The 18750-nt window shown below is 59.7% G+C and carries 20 protein-coding genes and 1 tRNA gene; 12 read left to right on the forward strand and 9 right to left on the reverse strand.

Annotated elements, in window-relative coordinates:
- Window positions 1–7 precede the first annotated feature (7 nt).
- Window positions 8–2350, forward strand: a complete 2343-nt coding sequence (locus AUR04nite_RS11975) for a GNAT family N-acetyltransferase (RefSeq protein WP_141365314.1) — start codon at window positions 8–10, stop codon at window positions 2348–2350.
- Between the two features lie 69 nt (window positions 2351–2419).
- Here AUR04nite_RS11975 and AUR04nite_RS11980 read toward each other — a convergent pair whose 3' ends face one another.
- Window positions 2420–3049 carry a maleylpyruvate isomerase family mycothiol-dependent enzyme gene (locus AUR04nite_RS11980; protein ID WP_141365316.1) on the reverse strand — a complete coding sequence of 210 codons (630 nt, stop codon included), beginning with the start codon at window positions 3047–3049 and terminating at the stop codon, window positions 2420–2422.
- A 175-nt stretch (window positions 3050–3224) separates the two neighbouring features.
- Here AUR04nite_RS11980 and AUR04nite_RS11985 point away from each other — a divergent pair, with 175 nt between their 5' ends.
- The 6 genes from AUR04nite_RS11985 (at window position 3225) to AUR04nite_RS12010 (ending at window position 6948) form a co-directional block, all read left to right on the forward strand.
- On the forward strand, window positions 3225–3569 hold the full coding sequence (locus AUR04nite_RS11985; RefSeq protein WP_141365318.1) for a PadR family transcriptional regulator: 345 nt from the start codon (window positions 3225–3227) through the stop codon (window positions 3567–3569).
- A gap of 2 nt (window positions 3570–3571) precedes the next feature.
- A complete protein-coding gene (locus AUR04nite_RS11990; RefSeq protein WP_141365320.1) occupies window positions 3572–3949 on the forward strand; it encodes a DUF1048 domain-containing protein in 378 nt (125 codons plus the stop codon).
- A complete protein-coding gene (locus AUR04nite_RS11995) occupies window positions 3946–4719 on the forward strand; it encodes an ABC transporter ATP-binding protein (protein WP_141365322.1) in 774 nt (257 codons plus the stop codon). The genes AUR04nite_RS11990 and AUR04nite_RS11995 overlap by 4 nt, the downstream gene beginning before the upstream one ends.
- Window positions 4716–5483 (forward strand): ABC transporter permease, encoded by a 768-nt coding sequence (locus AUR04nite_RS12000; RefSeq protein ID WP_141365324.1) that lies wholly within the window; start codon window positions 4716–4718, stop codon window positions 5481–5483. The genes AUR04nite_RS11995 and AUR04nite_RS12000 overlap by 4 nt, the downstream gene beginning before the upstream one ends.
- Before the next feature lie 106 nt (window positions 5484–5589).
- Window positions 5590–6450: a hypothetical protein gene (locus AUR04nite_RS12005; protein ID WP_141365326.1), complete on the forward strand. Its 861-nt coding sequence runs from the start codon at window positions 5590–5592 to the stop codon at window positions 6448–6450.
- Between the two features lie 21 nt (window positions 6451–6471).
- Window positions 6472–6948, forward strand: a complete 477-nt coding sequence (locus tag AUR04nite_RS12010) for a hypothetical protein (protein ID WP_141365328.1) — start codon at window positions 6472–6474, stop codon at window positions 6946–6948.
- 581 nt (window positions 6949–7529) lie between these two features.
- Here the strand turns inward: AUR04nite_RS12010 and AUR04nite_RS12015 are convergent.
- The 4 genes from AUR04nite_RS12015 to dusB all read right to left on the reverse strand — a co-directional run bounded on the left by AUR04nite_RS12015 (window position 7530) and on the right by dusB (window position 12079).
- Window positions 7530–7602 (reverse strand) — tRNA-Asn (locus tag AUR04nite_RS12015).
- 53 nt (window positions 7603–7655) lie between these two features.
- The gene (dnaG, locus tag AUR04nite_RS12020) at window positions 7656–9533 is read right to left on the reverse strand and encodes a DNA primase (protein ID WP_141365330.1); all 1878 of its coding nucleotides are present in this window, start codon (window positions 9531–9533) and stop codon (window positions 7656–7658) included.
- 9 nt (window positions 9534–9542) lie between these two features.
- Window positions 9543–10826, reverse strand: coding sequence for a deoxyguanosinetriphosphate triphosphohydrolase (locus AUR04nite_RS12025; RefSeq protein WP_141365332.1), 1284 nt, complete (start codon window positions 10824–10826; stop codon window positions 9543–9545).
- A gap of 74 nt (window positions 10827–10900) precedes the next feature.
- Window positions 10901–12079, reverse strand: coding sequence for a tRNA dihydrouridine synthase DusB (gene dusB, locus AUR04nite_RS12030; RefSeq protein WP_141365472.1), 1179 nt, complete (start codon window positions 12077–12079; stop codon window positions 10901–10903).
- 476 nt (window positions 12080–12555) lie between these two features.
- Here dusB and AUR04nite_RS12035 point away from each other — a divergent pair, with 476 nt between their 5' ends.
- From AUR04nite_RS12035 to AUR04nite_RS12050, 4 genes are all read left to right on the forward strand, one after another.
- Window positions 12556–12930: a PH domain-containing protein gene (locus AUR04nite_RS12035; RefSeq protein ID WP_141365334.1), complete on the forward strand. Its 375-nt coding sequence runs from the start codon at window positions 12556–12558 to the stop codon at window positions 12928–12930.
- A gap of 70 nt (window positions 12931–13000) precedes the next feature.
- The gene (locus AUR04nite_RS12040) at window positions 13001–14026 is read left to right on the forward strand and encodes an LLM class flavin-dependent oxidoreductase (RefSeq protein ID WP_141365336.1); all 1026 of its coding nucleotides are present in this window, start codon (window positions 13001–13003) and stop codon (window positions 14024–14026) included.
- A 220-nt stretch (window positions 14027–14246) separates the two neighbouring features.
- A complete protein-coding gene (locus AUR04nite_RS12045; RefSeq protein ID WP_141365338.1) occupies window positions 14247–14687 on the forward strand; it encodes a MerR family transcriptional regulator in 441 nt (146 codons plus the stop codon).
- Window positions 14684–15175: a nuclear transport factor 2 family protein gene (locus AUR04nite_RS12050; protein ID WP_141365340.1), complete on the forward strand. Its 492-nt coding sequence runs from the start codon at window positions 14684–14686 to the stop codon at window positions 15173–15175. Before AUR04nite_RS12045 ends, AUR04nite_RS12050 begins: the two co-directional genes overlap by 4 nt.
- Here the strand turns inward: AUR04nite_RS12050 and AUR04nite_RS12055 are convergent.
- Both AUR04nite_RS12055 and AUR04nite_RS12060 read right to left on the reverse strand, forming a co-directional pair.
- The gene (locus AUR04nite_RS12055) at window positions 15148–15411 is read right to left on the reverse strand and encodes a hypothetical protein (protein WP_141365342.1); all 264 of its coding nucleotides are present in this window, start codon (window positions 15409–15411) and stop codon (window positions 15148–15150) included. The genes AUR04nite_RS12050 and AUR04nite_RS12055 overlap by 28 nt on opposite strands.
- A gap of 74 nt (window positions 15412–15485) precedes the next feature.
- Entirely contained in the window at window positions 15486–15887 is a 402-nt protein-coding gene (locus AUR04nite_RS12060) for a hypothetical protein (RefSeq protein ID WP_141365344.1), read from the reverse strand.
- Window positions 15888–15961: 74 nt separating this feature from the next.
- Here AUR04nite_RS12060 and AUR04nite_RS12065 point away from each other — a divergent pair, with 74 nt between their 5' ends.
- Complete coding sequence (locus AUR04nite_RS12065) at window positions 15962–16525, forward strand: RDD family protein (RefSeq protein ID WP_141365346.1); 564 nt, start codon at window positions 15962–15964, stop codon at window positions 16523–16525.
- On the opposite strand, the gene chrA is transcribed toward AUR04nite_RS12065, so the two are convergent.
- Together chrA and AUR04nite_RS12075 are read right to left on the reverse strand one after the other, a co-directional pair.
- Window positions 16518–17720, reverse strand: a complete 1203-nt coding sequence (gene chrA / locus AUR04nite_RS12070; RefSeq protein WP_141365348.1) for a chromate efflux transporter — start codon at window positions 17718–17720, stop codon at window positions 16518–16520. The genes AUR04nite_RS12065 and chrA overlap by 8 nt on opposite strands.
- A 101-nt stretch (window positions 17721–17821) precedes the next feature.
- Window positions 17822–18745: a GNAT family N-acetyltransferase gene (locus AUR04nite_RS12075; RefSeq protein ID WP_141365350.1), complete on the reverse strand. Its 924-nt coding sequence runs from the start codon at window positions 18743–18745 to the stop codon at window positions 17822–17824.
- Window positions 18746–18750: the final 5 nt, after the last annotated feature.

Below are 18750 nucleotides of genomic sequence, written 5' to 3' on the forward strand. Positions count from 1 at the left end.
GATTCCCATGACTTTCTCCTTTCGCCCGCTCGCTCTCCCTGACGATGCAGCATTGCTGCATTCGTGGATTGCCAATGACCATGCCGCCTTCTGGGGTATGCCCGATGCTTCGCAGGACCAAATTCTCGCTGAATACGAACAGCTGGCAAACACAGATGACTACCAAGTCCTCCTAGGACTGCAAGAAGGGGAAGAGCGATTTCTGATCGAGCTCTATGATCCAGCCACTTCACCCTTATCTGGGCGCTACGCATACGTTTCCGGCGACCGGGGACTGCATTTCTTGTCGCCAAAAGTACAGGAGTCGCAATCCGGCTTTACGCTCGATGCGATGACTGCTGCGGTCAAGCACGCCTTCGACGATCCATCGGTGGAGCGGATCATTGTCGAGCCGGACATTCGCAACAAGGCTATACACGCCCTGAACGCAAGGGTCGGCTTCCAAGTGATTGCCCCGGTACAGCTGCTTGAACATGATGGTTCTATCAAAGATGCGCTGCTTTCAGTTCTTACTCGAACCGACTTTGAGCAGGCCACCGGTGTCGTATCTGCCGCGACCTACCTATCTCCGCAGCGCTGGGAAACTGCCAATCGCCACGTTCTTGCCAAGGCGCTGGGAGAGTTCAGCCATGAACGGCTGCTTGATCCCGCTGGACATGGACACGGCGAGTTCAGCGTGCACAAGGAAAACCATCGTTATCTCTTCAGCGCCCGCCGATATCAGCTGAACCATTGGGTGGTGGATCCTGAAAGCCTACGCCATGAGGTCTATGCCACGGGCCAGTGGACGCCTGCAGACATTGACGTGCTGGATTTCGTGACGCTGTTCCAAACTGAGCTGACTTTGTCTGCTGCCCAGCTTCCAACGTATCTCGAAGAACTATCTTCCACACTCACCAGCCATTGCTACAAGCAACTGCATTCTCAGTCCACCAGCACCCAGCTTGCGCAATTCGCCGGCACCGCGGCCCAGTCGTTCCAGCGCATTGAGTCCTCGATGACAGAAGGACATCCGTGCTTTGTCGCGAACAACGGCCGGTTGGGGCTTGGCCGATCCGATTATCTTCGCTTCGCTCCGGAGACCGGGTCAGCGGTGCGCTTGGGCTGGGCTGCCGCGCATCGTTCCCGCGCGCAGTTCAATTCCATTGACTCCCAAGACTATGAATCACTGTTGGCCTCCGAACTGAGCCCAGCCGACCGGGAGCGCTTCGAACGTGTGCTTAGCCAGACGCTTGTGGGCACCGGGCTGGAAGCCTCGGACTATCTTCTGCTTCCGGTGCATCCGTGGCAGTGGGAAAACAGGCTCTCGATTACCTTCGCCAACGACATCGCCCGCAAGCAGCTCGTGTGGCTGGGGACGGCCTCGGAACAGTATCAAGCACAGCAATCGATCCGCACGTTTTTCAACGTAGACCGTCCCGAAGGGCACTACGTGAAGACGGCAATGTCGATCTTGAACATGGGATTCATGCGCGGGTTGAGTGCCGAATACATGAAGGTCACTCCCGCTATCAACCAATGGCTCGGCGAACTGTTCAACAGCGATCCAGTGCTCCGTTCCCAGCCTGTCGCACTGCTGCGCGAGATTGCGGCCGTAGGCTATCGGAACCCACAATTCGAAGCAGCCACGAATGCTGCAGCGGCGCAGCGCAAGATGCTGGCCGCACTGTGGAGGGAATCTCCAATTGGAATGCTCAATGACGGCGAGCGCTTGGCCACCATGGCCAGCCTTTTGCATGTTGATGCACAGGGAGGCTCCTTCGCTGCCGCACTCATTAGGAGCAGCGGGGTTGCTCCGGAAAAGTGGCTGCGGCAGTACTTGGACGCCTACCTCATTCCATTGGTTCACTGTCTTGCCGCTTATGATCTGGTCTTTATGCCCCACGGCGAGAATGTCATCATGGTCCTCAAGGACGGGCTGGTTGAACGCGTACTTTTGAAGGATCTTGGCGAGGAAATTGCTGTGCTGTCCGACAGGGTCGAACTGCCGGAGCAAATCCGGCGAGTCCGCACGGGAGGAGATCCGGTGCTTTCGGTGTTTACCGATATCTTCGACTCGTTCTTCAGATTCCTAGCTCCCTTACTGGATGGTGAAGGACTGGTACCGGAAAGCTCTTTCTGGGCCATTGTGGCAGAGAGCCTGCTGTCCTATAGGGCCGAGCACCCGCAGTTCGCCGAGTATTTTGATCAACTGGGGCTCTTTGCCGAAACCTTCCCGCTGTCTTGCCTCAATCGCCTTCAGCTTCGAAATAACCAGCAGATGCTTGATCTGAGCGACCAATCAGGCGGTCTGCTCTACGCCGGAGACTTGGAGAATCCACTGGCAGCAGCAGTGGTGCCGAGCCGTTGAATAGATAGACCGAAAGTTCATCCTCCAGGACCCCGTGGCATGTTCTGCTCGAACATGCGCCACGGGGTCCTATGCCATTGCGGCCGTCAACTTCGACAGGCCTGGACCGGACAGGCTCTGCAAACTCTGTTTGCGCCCAGCCATTGCCATGACCAGATCAAGCAACTCGCCGTGTACGGCTGGACCGCAACCTGCCGTGAAATCTTGGTCATCAGCGACGATTGAGATCGACTTGATCATGCTCCTGCTGTTTACCGCGAAGTCTTTGGAAGAAAAGAACTCGGCTACCAGCAGCACGGCTTCAGGCGCAGGATTGAACTTTCTGCCCAGCGCCCGGGCAATATCCTGCCCGTGGACGATGACTTCACCCAACAAGCCCATCCTTGAACCCAACGGCGCTTTCCGCGCCGAAATCCCTTCCTTGTAACGGGCTAAAGTCTGGTCAAAGCTTGTGCCGACGAACTGCTCCAGGAGACGCTGATTGTGTCGATCCGTGTTGAATCCACAGCGAGCCATATTCACCAGCCAGGCTGTTGACCCCGTTTGCGAGGCGGCGCTGAGGTGGGCTGCTACTTCTTGGACCGACCAGTTGTTGCAGAGACTCTTTGCGTTCCAGCTGTCTGCATTAAGATCCGAAAACAGCGAATCAAGCCGTGCACGTTCTTGGTCAATGATGCGCCACTCATGCCTAGGTTCCATGGCGCCACACTAGCTATCGATCAACGGCACGTTCAATAATTTCACACTTCCCCAAGTCAAGTTCGGGTCTTTCCAATGCCCAAAAAAACTTCAGTACTAAGTGTTGCTAAATAGTGGTACTTAGTTCTACTATCTACTTGTACTTAACAACGCTAAGTAGAGAGGGGTGAAACGCATGGGAACACAGATGACAGAAATGCTCAAAGGCACACTCGAAGGCATTGTTCTTTCCATCCTCGCCGAGCGCCCAGCATACGGCTACGAAATTACCGCAGAGCTGCGCGACCGGGGCTTCACCGATATTGCCGAGGGCACGATCTATGCCCTATTGGTCCGAATCGAGCGGAAGTCATTGGTCAGCGTCGAGAAGGTCGCATCAGAAAAGGGCCCTCCGCGGAAAGTCTTCACGCTCAATGCCGCCGGACAACTAGAACTCAACGAGTTCTGGAGCACCTGGAATCAACTGGTTGAACGCATCAACCACCTTCCAAATCAAAACAACACAAGCAAAGGAAACTAATCATGGCCGCCAAATGGATCGAAACCTTCACCGGATCCCTCGAACAGAAGAAGCAGTACAAGTTGAGCTCAGCAAGGCTCAAGGCCCTGCCACGGCCGTACGCAGAAACAGCAGCCGCCCTGCAGCGCTACTTCCTCTACCAGGGAGGCGTCACCGACGGACAAATCCTCGTCGACATGCTCTCGGATCTAGCAGATCTCCTTGAAGCAGCCGCTGCCGAACAGACTCCGATCCGCGACATCGTTTCCGACGATCCTGTGGAATTCGCCGAAGACTTCACGAAGGCCTACGGCGGAGAACGCTGGATCGACAAGGAACGCAATCGCCTGATCGAGTCGATCAACCGCGCCGAATCCGAATCAGAAAGACAAGAACCATGAATGCCGTAGAAGTTCATTCGCTGCATAAATCATTCAACGACCTCGATGTGCTGCGAGGAGTGGATCTCAGCATCCCATCCGGCAGCATCTACGCACTGCTCGGATCCAATGGCGCAGGTAAAACTACGCTGGTAAAAATCCTGAGCACCGTTCTCAAACCGGATTCAGGCAAGGCAATGGTCAACGGCTTCAATGTCTCCGCTGAGCCAGCACAGGTGCGAGCTTCCTTGAGCGTCACCGGACAGTTCGCCGCCACCGACGCCGTGCTCACCGGCCGAGAAAACTTGGAACTCATCGCGCGGCTGCGCAAGCTGCCTCACGCAGGAAAAATCGCAGATGGCCTGCTGGAGCGCTTCAACCTCACCGATGCCGCAGCACGGAAAGTCTCCACATATTCCGGAGGCATGCGCCGACGTCTGGACATTGCCATGAGCCTCGTGGGCGATCCTCTGCTGGTAATACTCGATGAACCGACCACAGGGCTTGATCCCCAAGCCCGAATCCAGACCTGGCAGTCGATCAAAGATCTGGCAGCGGCTGGAACCACAGTGCTGCTGACAACCCAGTATTTAGATGAGGCAGAACAACTTGCCGATCGGATCGCGATCCTCCACGAAGGAACGATCATCCAAGAAGGCACCTTGGCAGAACTGAGGACCCTGATGCCTGCTCCACGCGTGGAACAGGTAGTTCGGCAGGCAACCCTCGAAGACATCTTCCTCAGCCTCGTCTCGCCATCCGCCAACGTCGAAGAAGGAGCCCAGTCATGAGCATCGCGGCACTTCAGGAAACAAGGATCCTCACCGGCCGATCGCTGCGGCATATCCTGCGCAGCCCCGACACCATCATCACCACAGCGGTCACTCCGATTGCCATGATGCTGCTCTTTGTCTTCGTCTTCGGCGGTGCACTTCAGTCCACTGGATCTGAGCCGTACGTCAACTATCTTCTCCCCGGAATCCTACTCATTACCATTGCCTCCGGCGTCGCCTACACGTCCTATCGACTGTTCCTGGACTTGAGCGATGGTCTGATCCCCCGGCTTCAGACAATGCCGATCTCCAGGTCAAGCATCCTTTGGGGGCATGTGCTGACGTCGCTAGCGGCCAATGCGGCATCGCTGTTGATTGTCGTAGCCGTCGCCTTCTTGTGCGGCTTCCGTTCCCATGCCTCATTCCTAGCCTGGCTTGCTGTTGCCGGAATTCTGGCGGTCACGACGCTGTCGCTGACGTGGATCGCGGTCGTTGCAGGCCTCAGCGCCAAAAGCGTGGACGGCGCGAGCGCGTTCAGCTATCCACTGATTTTCCTGCCGTTCATCAGTTCCGCTTTCGTTCCAACACAGTCAATGCCCGGCCCGGTGGCCTGGTTCGCACAGAACCAGCCGGTGACTGCAATCGTCGACTCAATCCGTTCCCTGCTCGATGGCCAAAGCGCCGGTGGCAGCATCTGGATTGCGCTGGCCTGGCTGGTCGGTTTGATGGGCGTTGCATGGGTCCTTTCCCTGGTGATCTATCGCAAGAAGATCGGGGCATAGCACCGGCGGCTTCTCCAAGTCTCGGCGCGTCGGCCGATAACCTCGCCGACGCGCCGAGGCTTGTCATCTCTTCACACGAAGTTGCCCGGCAATGCAGAATGCAAGCATGAGTCATGAGGTCAGATCGTCATATGGACAAGACACGCTGCGCTATGTGCGCTTGATGCTCCTTGTCGTTCCGCTGCTCATGATCGTGGCCATCATCGTCTATGCCGTGGTGAACCACCGCGTCGAAGACTCGATCAGCTCCTACTATTTGGGCCCTGCCCGGGATCTGTTCGTAGCAATGATGGTTACTACAGGAGTACTCCTGGTGGTTTATTCAGGCCCGCCGCTGGAAGACTTCGCACTGAACCTCGCAGGATTCTACGCAATGTTCATCGCCTTGGTGCCAACCCAACTGGGAAACTCGCTGAAACTGCTGGATCCAGACGCGCAGCAGAAACAGATTCTTTCGGTGCGAGTGGGCATCGCTGCCATCATCATTGTGAGTGCGGTTTTCGTCTTTCTTGGAATGAGAACCAACCGCTGGCCCAAGGGAGAATTCCTCTTCAGCTCTTGGACGAAGTATCTGAGCATCGGATGCGCCGTGCTGCTCGCGGCATTCCTGATCTTGGTTCTGTGGCGTGCCATCGAAGGCACCGAATTTGCGTGGGTCCACACCAGCGCCGCGGCGCTGCTGATTACCTCGATGGGTGTGGCAATCGCCAGCCATCTTGGCCACCGGTCGCTCTGTGCCGATGACACCAGCGGAGGCAAAAGGATCCACTACGCGGTCCTGCTGTATCTCATGGGGGCTGGTTTGATTGCCTGGCCGATCCTGAAGCTTAGCGGCATCGCACAAACAGTGTTCATCATCGAGTGGTATCAGATCAGCTTGTTTGCCTATTTCTGGTATCTGGAATCGCGGCGTTTGTGGGATTTTGACTTCCGCAGCGGATGGCCATCAGCGTATACGGGGAGCTGACTTAGGAGTAGCATCGTGGTCATGACACGCGACCCAGGTGCTGCGGGAACGTCGATCACGTGGCGAACTCTGTTGACTGACAACTTCACGGCACTATCAGTTCTCATCGCAATTTTCCTTCTTGCATACTTAGTCCCATATCTGCTCTTGCCTGGCCTGCTTCTAGGTGTTTCAGGCCTCCCCATGGTCCCCTTGATGTTCACGCTGAGCTTCGGCGCACTTTTGTTCAAGGCAGGTACTCTTGGCAGCCAGCTTTGGTGGTTTGCTTCGGCAGGGCTTGCATGGTTTCTTACGCCAGTCTTCGGTGAGCAACTCCTGTTGCCATGGCTAGACCGGATAGTCGGTGAGGCAAGTGTTTCGACAGTCTCAGGAGAGTTATTGCCCTGGACTCAGTGGGTCTGGACGCTGCCGTTCCTCATGCTTTACGTCATTATTGGCTTGATGCGGATGCGACGGCCCAAAAGTGATGCTGCTCCAATGAAGACGGCAACCGCCTAAAGTCATACCGGATTTTCAGCGCTGAACTTCAGGTGGAAAAAATGACTTCGGATAATCATCGTTCTCTCGTTCTCGTGAGACACACACCTGTGTGGAAGTATGCTTATTGGCTTGTCTGTGGAGTTTTGCTGGGTCTAGGGGCCGCATCAATACTCACGATCGGGATATTCATCGTTCCTATTGGGGCGGCCCTTGCCGTGTTTGGGCTCTGGACAACAAGGCTATGCAACAGATCTGTGGCCGCAGCCCTGGCAGGATTTGCTCTCGTTGTCTTCTATTTGGCTTGGCTGAACAGAGGTGGACCTGGAGAGGTTTGCAGCAGCAGCGGTTCAGGAACATCTTGCATTGATGCATGGAACCCGTGGGCTTTTACTACCGTTGGGCTTCTTTTGATTGCAGCCTCATTACTCATAGTCTTCGTTCTTGGCAGGACCCAACCCAAGAGACTTCAAAGTTAGGTAATGAACTTCGGCCAGAAAAATTTCTGTGCCGAGCCAGTTTCGTGAAGGCCGCCGAATTGGGATTACGGTCCGGCAAAAACAAATCTCCCAGCCGTGAGACGGCTGGGAGATTCTTATTCGCTCCTCCAACTGGACTTGAACCAGTAACCCTTCGATTAACAGTCGAATGCTCTGCCAATTGAGCTATGGAGGATTGCAACGAGATATAACTTTACCCGAGTTATCCTCGTTTGCAAAATCGATCCGCTAGTTGCCCCGGAGGATTCTCCGGCGCATTTCAAGTTCCATCAATTCCCTGTTGATCTGGGCGTATTCCTCACCCTCCGGAGCTACTTCAGCACGCTGAAGCCTGCCGATCAGCTCCGCCTTGCGATGTGTGATTTGAAGCTCAATCAACCCGTTGATGATGTCAGAGCAATAGCGTGTCAGGTTATGTTCATCGGAGGCTGGGATGATCGACACCGCCAGCTCGGAAACGAAGCTGCGCAGCTGCTCAGGAACTTCCTCTCGAATCACTTCCACCCAGGACGCGGCCGAGGCGCCAGCCGTCGATGCGGCGACAATTCCATCGTGCACCGCAGCATGGGCAGGAGCCATAAACCTGGCCTCATAGAACGCCTGCCACTGTTCATCGTTCAAGCGCTGCGGCTGTTGGATGACAACTTCCAGCGCCTGGCGTTCCAGCCGCATCACCGGATCCCTGCTGTCGGGACGTTCAAAGGCAGGCGCGGCCGGCGCCGGCTGCGGTTCGGTCCCAGCCGGTGGCTGATGGGTTGGGGTGTTGCGCGGCAGCTTTGCCCTCTTGATCGACGCGGCCACCGAACGGTTGACGTCTTCATTGTTCATGCCCAGCCAGCCGGCCAGCTCGCGGGAATACGCGGGGCGGATAGCCGAGTCGCGGATGGCGGCGACGATGGGCGCCGTTTGGCGTAGCGCCTGGACCCGGCCTTCAACCGTGTCCAAGTTGAATTTCTTCAGCTCCGCGCGGATGGCGAATTCAAACAGCGGGCGCTTCAGCTCAATGAGCTCTCGCACCGCCTCGTCGCCGCGGTGCAGCCGCAGATCGCAGGGGTCGGCCCCGGTGGGTTCAACGCAGACATAGGTCTGGGCGATGAAGCGCTGGTCTTCCTCAAAAGCGCGCAGCGCGGCCTTCTGTCCGGCGGCGTCACCGTCGAAGGTGAAGATCACTTCTCCGCCGGTGCCGTCGTCCTGCAGTAGCCGCCGCGAAATCTTGATGTGGTCGGTGCCGAAGGCGGTGCCGCAGGTAGCCACCGCCGTGGTGATTCCCGCAAGATGGCAGGCCATCACGTCGGTGTAGCCCTCCACCACGACAATCTGGCGGTTCTTTGAAATCTGCTTCTTCGCCAGGTCCAGCCCGTAGAGCACCTGGGACTTCTTGTAAAGCTGGGTCTCCGGGGTATTCAGGTATTTGGGGCCCTGGTCGTCCTCGTAGAGTTTGCGCGCGCCAAAGCCGATGGTGGCCGATGACAGGTCGCGGATAGGCCAGATGACGCGCCCGCGGAAGCGGTCGTAGATCCCGCGGGAGCCCTCGGAGAACATGCCGGTGAGCTTGAGCTCCTCGTCGACGAATCCCTTGGAGCGCAGGTGCTTGAGCAGCGCGTCCCAGCCCTTGGGGGCATAGCCGACGGCGAAGGTGGCGATTGCCTGCTCGTCGAATCCCCGGCCGGCCAGAAATTCGCGGGCGATGGCGCCTTCTTCGGTGGCCAGCTGGGAGCGGAAGAATTCTTCGGCCACCTTGTGGGCGTCGACCAGGCGCTGGCGCTTTCCGTAATCTTCGCGGTTCGGCCCCGGACCGCCGTCCTCATAGTGCAGCTCGTAGTTGATCCTGGCCGCCAGCAGCTCCACGGTTTCAGTGAACGAGGAGTGGTCCATCTTCTGGATGAAGGCGATCACGTCTCCGGATTCGCCGCAGCCGAAGCAGTGGAAGGTGCCCAGCTGCGGGCGGATGTGGAACGAGGGGCTGCGCTCGTCGTGGAAGGGGCACAGGCCCTTGTAGGAGCCGATGCCCGCGGATTTGAGCGTGACATAGGATTCGACGACCTCGCGCAGGTCGGTGCGGTTGCGCACCTCGTCGATGTCTTCGCGCTTGATCAGCCCTGCCATGATTCCCTTCTAAAACAGCTTGATGTCTGGGGCTTCGCCCTTGACCAGGTAGGAGTGCCATTCGATGGCCGAGACGTCGGTGAGCGAAGCGACCTGGTCGATCACCACGCGCAGCTGGGCGCTGGCATCCGCCGCGTCTTCCCAGTCTGCGGCGAAGATCGGTTCGAGGTTTTCCTTGCCTGTGGAATACAGCAGTTCCACCAGCTCCGCCAGCAGCGTGCGCTGGTCCTCATACAGCGGCTGGCGGCCCTCGGAAGTCATCACATAGCTGGCCGCGATGCCCTTCATGACCGCGATTTCATGCTCGGTTTCCTCCGGCACGATCAGCGACGCGTTGTAGCGGGTCAGGTGGCCGGCGCCGTAGCGGGCGCGCGTGGCATCCATCGCGGCGGCGGCGAAGCGGCCGATGAATTGGCTGGTCATGTCTTTCAACGCAGCCATTGAGCGCCGCGACCCGTCAAAGTGCGCCACCCATTCCTGGCTGCGTTCCAGCCTGCGCAGCGCGGCGTCGATGTCTTGTTCAGCGGTGTTCGGAAGGTACCAGTCGCGGGTGACCTGCAGGGCGCGGTCCCGGGGCGAGTCCTGCTTGAGCCAGCGCAGCTGCAGGGCGCCGCCCACAATTGCGTCCTCCACGTCGTGCACCGAGTAGGAGATATCGTCGGCCAAGTCCATAACCTGGCCCTCCATGCACACCACCCCGGGCTTCGCATCGGACACGGCGCGCAGCCAGTCGAACACCGGCTGGTCATCCGCGTAGACGCCGAACTTGCGGCTCTTCTTGCCGTTGACCTCCGGCGCGTCCTCGCGCAGCCAAGGATACTTGCAGGCGGCGTCCAGCGAGGCACGCGAAAGGTTCAATCCCGCCGAATGCCCGTTGTGCCTGAAGGTCTTGGTCTCCAGCCGGGTCAGCAGGCGCAGGGTCTGTGCGTTGCCCTCGAAGCCGCCGATATCCGCGGCCAGCTTGTTCAGCGCCTTTTCGCCGTTGTGGCCAAAGGGAGGGTGCCCCAGGTCGTGGGCCAGGCACGCGGTGTCCACTACATCCGGATCGCAGCCCAGGGCCGCGCCGAGCTCCCGGCCCACCTGTGCGACTTCCAGCGAATGGGTCAGCCGATTGCGCATGAAGTCGTTCTGGTAGGGCGCTACCACTTGGGTCTTGGCGCTGAGCCTGCGCAGCGCCGAGGAATGCAGCACGCGGGCGCGGTCGCGTTCAAAGGCGGTGCGGTACGACTTCTTGGCCGGCTCCGGAACCCAGCGTTCCGCATCGGCTTCGGTGTATCCGGGGATCTGAGTCATAGCTCCAAGTCTAGTAACTAATTAGCGGTGCGCTTCAGTTATCCACCGTAGGCGTAGCGAAGTGCCGCCGCGCCCTAGCCGCCGGAGATGTCCAGTTCGGCGGCCTTGATCATTTCACGGTGCGCATCGGTCATGGTGCGGGTGTCCAGCCAGCCGTCCGGAACGTGGGTCTTCTTCGGGTGGCCGGCACGGCCGCGGGTGCCTTCGGCGCCGATGCCGGGGTACGGCAGGTCGAGGTCCAACTCGTTGAGCAGCTCGCGCAGGCGTTCAAGCGACGGCACCTGGGCCAGCTGCGAACGGATTTCGCCGCCCACCGGGTAGCCCTTGAAGTACCAGGCGATGTGCTTGCGGATATCGCGCATGCCCTTGCCTTCGTCCTCGAAGAATTCTGCGAGCAGTTCGCCATGGCGGTATACGGTTTCAGCCACCTTGCGCACGCCCGGGCGGAAGCGGTCGGGGCGGCCTTCGAATGCTGCCTGCAGGTCGCCGAAGATCCATGGGCGGCCTTGGCAGCCGCGGCCGATCATCACGCCGGCCGCTCCGGTCTGCTCCACCATCTCGATGGCGTCCTCAGCGCTGAAGATGTCTCCGTTGCCCAAGATCGGGATGTCGTCCACTGCCTCGCGCAGGGTGGTGATTGCCGACCAGTCCGAGTGGCCGGCATAGTACTGGCCTGCGGTGCGAGCGTGCAGGGTGACGGCAGCCGCTCCGTGGTCGCGGGCGATCTTGGCCGAATCGATGTAGGTCAGGTGGTCCTTGTCGATGCCGGTGCGGACCTTGACCGTCAGCGGGATATCGCCCTTCGCGGCTTCTTCGGTGGCGGCCGCGACGATGCCGGTGAAGAGGTCGGTCTTCCACGGCAGGGCCGAGCCGCCGCCCTTGCGGGTCACCTTGGGCACCGGGCAGCCGAAGTTCAAGTCGATGTGGTCTGCGCGGTCTTCTTCAACCACCAGGCGCACTGCGGCGCGCACGGTGGCAGGGTCCACGCCGTAGATCTGGATGGAGCGGATCTCTTCATCCGGGTCATGGGAGATGATGCGCAGGGATTCCGGGTTGCGTTCCACCAGGGCGCGGGCGGTGACCATTTCGGTCACGTAGAGCCCGCCACCGTATTCACGGCACAGGCGGCGGAAGGCGCGGTTGGTCACGCCGGCCATGGGGGCGAGGACCACCGGAGTCTCGATGGTCAATTTGCCCAGCTGCAGCGGCGGCAGCTTCAGGGTCGGCGTGTCATTTTGCGCATCAGTCAGAATCGTCACCTATCCATTATCGCCCATCCGGGCAAATCGGAGGGTGAGATCTTGCTCAACTTCAGGCGTCGGCTTGGTCCGGGGCACTTTTCTCGATCTTGAACCCGGTGAACCCGTAGAGCACGCTCAGCAGCGGCGAGAGGATGCAGAAGAATCGGGCCGTCGTCCTTCATGCTTCCTTGCTCCCATGCGGTGCGTGTACTTCCGTTCCATGAATAGTGAGCCATTGAACGCCCCATTCCGCAGGCAGCGTCAGAAAGTAGCGGCTGCGGCTCCTGGCTCTCAGACATGCATTTGGCGACCGTCCAATAACTGGGTACTGCTCCAGTTAGCCCGCGGCAAGCAGATTCATCAAGCTATACCCAGTTCGGTACAGAAGAAATCTCTGTTCGACCAGGCGAAAAATAAGCTGCCCCGGTCATTGGTCCAGTCGACTCTCCGTTTCTATACCGTCGGTCTGACGGTCTAGCCTCGGATACATGATTGATTTCAACAATTCTTCCGTATTCAAGCTCGGCCCATGGGACCTTGGCCAAGTGTCATCTGAAATCACCCCGCTGCTGGTCCAAGGCGAGGAGCTGCACGCGGCGTTCAAGGGAGCACGAGACTACGTCGTGTTCACAAGCAAACGACTGATCGCCGTGAACGTCCAAGGCATCACCGGCAAAAAGCGCGATTACACTTCTTTGCCCTATTCGAAGGTCCAGGCATTTTCTGTGGAAACCGCAGGAACTTTTGACCTTGACGCTGAACTTGATCTCTGGTTCAGCGGTTTAGGTAAGGTCCGCCTCGAGTTCAAGGGTCAGGTGAACATCCGAGCGCTGTCCCAGCTGATCGGCAGCTACGTGCTCTAACTGCGGTTGTTTAAACACGTGGCCTCGCAGTTCTAGGAATAACTTCCACCCCGGCAAGGTTGTCACTGGCATGCCAAAGAAAATTGGATTCCTGTCCTTTGGACATTGGATGGACCACCCAGATTCGAAGGTCCGCACCGGCGGCGATTCGCTGCTCCAGTCGATCGATCTTGCGGTTGCCGCGGAGGAGATCGGTGCAGACGGCGCTTATTTCCGAGTGCACCATTTCGCTCAGCAGCTGGGCACGCCTGCCCCGCTGCTGGCAGCGGTAGGCGCACGCACCAAGCGCATTGAAATCGGCACCGGCGTGGTGGACATGCGCTATTCCAATCCGCTGGGCTTTGCCGAAGACATTGCCGCCGCCGACCTGATTTCCCAAGGGCGGCTGCAATTGGGTGTTTCGCGCGGTTCACCCGAGCAGGTGATCGACGGCTGGAAGTACTTCGGCTTCGAGCCCGCCGCGGGAGAAAACGACGCGGACATGGCGCGGCGCCACACCCTCGAATTCCTCACGGCCATCGAAGGCAAGAAGTTCGCCCAGCCAAACCCGCGGCCGATGTTCCCCAACCCGCCGGGGCTGCTGCGCATCGAACCGCACTCCCCCGGCCTGCGCGAACGCATCTGGTGGGGCGCGGGCTCGGATGCCACCGCGCGCTGGGCGGCGGACGAGGGCATGAATTTGATGTCGTCGACGCTGAAGAACGACGAGACCGGCGAGCCGTTCCATGTTCAGCAGCGCAAGCAGATCGAGGCCTATCACGAACAGTGGGCGCAGCATGACCACGGCTTCACCCCGCGGGTATCCATCTCGCGTTCGATCTTCGCCATCACCAATGACGAAGACCGCCGCTATTTCCTGGGCAGCGGCGAGCGCGGAGACCAGTTCGGCAATATCGACGAGCGCACCCGCGCGGTCTTCGGCCGTTCCTACGCCGATGAACCTGATGCGCTGATTGAACAGCTGTTGAAGGATGAAGCGCTGCAGGCGGCGGATACGCTGCTGCTGACCCTTCCAACGCAGCTGGGAGTCGACTACAACACGCATGTGCTGGAAGCATTCATGACCCATGTGGCCCCGGCCATCGGTTGGCGCTAGATGACCGACAGGCAGCGGCGCCCGGTATCTCGGGCGCTGCTGCCTGTAATATGCTGATCTCAGGTGGAGGTCAAAGCGGCGTGCAAGCTCCTCGCGGCGTCGCAGAATTCTGCGCAGCAGAGCGCAATCATGGCCTATCAAATTCGTACCATCTGCTCCGGACCACCCCTTCATGGCCCAAAGTTGACCTGTAGTGCGCTACAGGCCAGACAATGGAAACATGTCTGACCCTTTGCTGCCCCACATTGATTTCGAGGTGCCTGCCGATGGATTACCGATCGGGAAAGCCGCCGAAGTTCTCGGTGTAGGCGTCGAGGCGCTGCGCTACTACGAACGCGAAGGCCTGCTGCTGCGGGCGACGCCACGAGATGCAGGAGGCCGCAGGCGCTACGGTGCCCGGGATTTGGCATGGATTTCAGGCCTGGTGCTGCTGCGCAAGACCGGAATGCCGATTGCCAGCATCCGTGTGATCGCAGATCTGAGCCGCCGCGATGGCACAGAGAGCCAGCGCCTGGCCTTCTTCGAAGAGCATCGCACCCGCGTGATCGAGCAACTGGAACAAACTCAACGGCACCTTGCCGCCATCGATCACAAGATCATCAGCTACAGGACAGCCATCGCCAGTCGCGAAGCCGTCACAGACGAAAGAGACGCCCAATGACCGATCCGATTCTTCAAGCCCCAGCGCTTCACCAAACACTTTCAGAGTGGTGGGACGCCATCATCGGACTCACCCTGGATTCACCGCAATCAGCGTGGGATGCGATGACCGCTTTTCTTGCCGAGGACTGCGTCCTCTATTTTGGAGGGATGGACGCTCCTGCATCCAAAGGCATCGATGCTGTCATAGCAGATCTGAAAAAGACCCTGGTGTACTGGAAAATGCTCCAGCGCCGCGTGATCGTGCACGGCCTCGACGCTTCTGCCACAACTGTTTTCGCCACCATGAACAATCATCTGGAGATTCTCGGCGAACCGCTCGACTACCCCGAGACCGAGGTCGTCACGTTTAATGAGGCGGGCAAGATCGCGCGCTATGAGCTGTACTGCGACCCGAGTCCGATCAAGGCAGTATTCGCCGCGAAACACGAGGCATCCCGGTCCGCCGGGCCTTCAGGTCTTCAGCCAGCGAGTCCCAGGACAATATAGGTCGAGATTCCTGCGATGAGACCAGCACTGATGACCAGCAGAACATGTGCCCGCGCAGCGCGATGAATGCGCAAAGCCCGAAAAGCACATAGCAGCATAATGATGGCGAGCGCACCGGAGTAGTACGGTCCGAAAATCGAACCATACAAACCCGCAAGCACCGCAACAGCCGCAATCAGTGCGAAACCGGCTAGCGCGGCAGCCGAGGTTTCAGCGGACTTCAGCTGTCCAGACATGGCTCAAGGATAGCCCTCGCCTCATGCTTCCGGGCAGAGTCCGGGTAGCTTCCAACGCCAGCGGCTGCTTAAGGTCAGCGGTCGGCAAACAGCGCCGCGACCGCCTGCTTCATGGCCTGATAGTTTTCCGTCGGCGTCGGTGCCTCAGAAGCCAGCAGCGGCTCCATGGCATCGGCGAGCCTCGACCAAAAGCTGATCCACGGACCTGGCGCTTGGAAGTACCAGGCCCAGTCCAAGAACCCCGGCGCATAATCCACGCCGTCAACATCCGCGACATGAGAGCGGATGCCCTCATCGATTTCTGTGCGGTATTCGATGGGTTCTTGCTCGCGGGAGACCCGCACGATGCGTGAACCATGGCCCGATTCCTGCAGGCAAAGCAGCAGGAGGTAGCCCCAGACGTTCTCGGTAGCCATTTCCATACCTTCTGGGAAGGAGGCCGCCTGTTCAACATCTTCGATCCGCAGGATGCTCATAGTTGAAAAATAGCATTATTTGCCCGGATCAGGTGCCCTTTTCAGGTGATTTGCCCCATGCTAGACTGCGGGGCATGCCGCTCTCGCCAGCTCTGGTTCCGCCTCGATTCCCGCGTAGGCTCAAGGCCATGCTCCTGGACTACTCAGTGATCCTCGGGTGGATGGCGGTTCTCGCCTTGGCAACTCTGCTGCTGTGGCTGCTGACCGGAAAAGTCCACAACTGGCTGGAATTGGGAGTCACCGGCGCCCAGGCGCTGGGCTTCCTCGTCTTGGTAGCACCGGTGGGGATCTATCTCTATGCGACCGAGTCATTCTCAGCACAGGCAACGTGGGGCAAGGCCAAGCTCGGGCTGAAGGTAGTCGATGCCGCGACAGGCGGGAAGCCGTCCAAGGCACAGGTCCTGCTGCGCACAGCCATAAAACTTCTCCCCTGGGAAATCGCGCACTTTGCCGTATGGCATATCGTGGCACGAGTTTCCTCCGGCCAGCCTGCTTTCAACCGCCGGCTCATGGCAGTGACACTCCTCGCCGATGCCTTGCCTTTTGCCTACGTAGCAAGCGTGGCGTTTCAGCGCGATCGCCGCGGGCCGCACGACCTGGCCGCAGGTACGCAAGTCGTCGACGCCAGGGTCAACTAGCGATCGCCACAACAACTCCCCCAAGTGCGCCGACAACCACGACGATCCACGGCGGCAGCTTCCAAGAGGCCAGCAGGACGAAACATAGAAGGGCCAGCGCGAATTCTTCGGCCCCTGTCACTGCGCTGGTAAATACTGGGTCATAGAGTGCAGCGGCGAGGATGCCAACCACCGCGGCGCTGGCTCCGCCCATTGCAGCTTGGGCTGCCGGACGGGTGCCCAACAAGTTCCAGAATGGCAGGACTCCCAGCAGCAGGAGGAACCCTGGCAGGAAGATTCCCGCCAGCGCGATCGCGGCTCCGAGAATGCCGCCGGAGCCACTGGTGGACAAGGTTCCCAGATAGGCGGCGAAGGTGAATAAGGGCCCCGGCACTGCCTGCGCGGCGCCATAGCCTGCAAGGAACTGCTGGTCCGTGACCCAGCCCGGCTCGACCACGGCACTTTGCAGCAGCGGCAGAACCACGTGGCCGCCGCCGAAGACCAGAGACCCGGAGCGGAAAAATGCGTCAAAGAGCTGCAGGTCCGCCCATCCAGTGGACGCCGCAAGCAGCGGCAGCCCACAAAGCAGCAGGACGAAGGCCGCCAGGCACCACATTCCAAACCGCCTGCTCACGGGAAAATTCAGGCCCAGCGATCTTTGCGAGGCGCTGTTTTTGAGAAGGAAAAACCCTGCGGCCGCGCCGGCGGCGATGGCCAGCACCTGGCCAAAAGTTCCTCCGATCAACAACACCGCCGCAGCAGCGGCGACGGCAATGCTCGCGCGTTGGGCATCCGGCGTCAGCGACTTGGCCATCCCCAGCACCGCCTGGGCGACCACTGCCACGGCCACGATCTTCAACCCTTGGAGCAGCCCCTGGCCGACAGGCCCGGAAAACAGCGAAGCACCATAGGCGAACAGCGCCATCAGCACCGCCGAAGGCAAGGTGAAGCCGAGGAAGGCAGCGATGGCACCACGCAGTCCAGCCCGGTAGAGGCCGATGCCAAAACCTACCTGGCTGCTGGCAGGCCCCGGCAGGAACTGGCACAGCGCCACCAGGTCTGCATACTGCTGGTCTTCCAGCCAGCGCCGGCGCTGGACTGCTTCGGTGCGGAAGTACCCCAGGTGCGCAATGGGGCCGCCGAAAGATGTCACGCCAAGCTTGAGAAACACCCGGAAGACTTCCAGCGCCTTGGCAGGTGAATGCTGTTTTTCCATGAACTTCAGCCTAGGCCAGCAAGGCAAACATTTGGTTAACAAGTCTTTTAACGACATCACGGGATCCCCGTAGCGGGGATCCCGTGCTGTCGAAGTTCCGGCTAGGCGTCGGAAGCCACAATATGCGTCGTCGAGATGACAGTTGCCTGCTCGACACTCGCCAGCGCATCCACCAGCGAAGAGAGCACGAACATCGAGGAGTCGACTTCGAGCTTCACCGGGTACTGGTAGACCAGCATGGCCACCATGTCGCGGATCGCCTCGGCCACCTCGTCGTCGCTGAACACCGGGTTGTAGCCCACCAGCACATCGGTCGGCGCGTTCTCACGCGCCGGAATGTAGCTGATGGCGAAGGCCAGCGGCACGCCGCCCTCAGACTTCGGCTTGTCGCGCAGCACTAGGGCGCCCTGGGCGCCGGTGTTTTCATCCAGCAGCATCTTCTGGGCGGAGCCGACGGTCATCTTCGCCGGGTCCCAGCCCTCATGCACCGCGTTGTAGAAGTCCATGACGAGTTTGGTCAGCTCGACGCTGCCGGTGGCCAGGTCCTCGATGACGCGGTCATTGGTGTCGAAGACGGGTTCGGCCAGGGCGCCGGGCTCGATGATGACATCACGCGAGACCTGGATCTCCCCCAGCCCCAGCGCCGTGCAGAACCCGGCGGCCGCTTGGGCGTCGTCACCGGCGGTCACGGTGTAGCGGGCCTTGAGCTCACCGACCTGGGATGCGGGGATCTGCGCGCGCAGCTGCTCCACCAGTGCGGTGCCTACGCCGTTGCGGCGCTGGTCCGGGGCCACCTCGACGTAGAGCCACAGGCGCTGCGGGTGCAGCGAGGAAGCGAAGACCACGCCGGCGCCAATGGCCACCGAGTCAACGGTGGCCACCAGCGTGCGGGAGAACGGCGCGTCCGAGTTTTCGCGCAGCATGGTGCGGTCCTGGTGGGCCTGCGGCGAGCGCGGGTCGCCGAAGATCTGCAGCAGCTGCAGGTCGTCGCCCGAACGCCAGGGGCGGAATGCCAGTTCGTTCATCGTCG

The organism is Glutamicibacter uratoxydans, assembly GCF_006539925.1.
In the GTDB taxonomy this organism is placed as follows: Bacteria; Actinomycetota; Actinomycetes; order Actinomycetales; family Micrococcaceae; genus Glutamicibacter; species Glutamicibacter uratoxydans.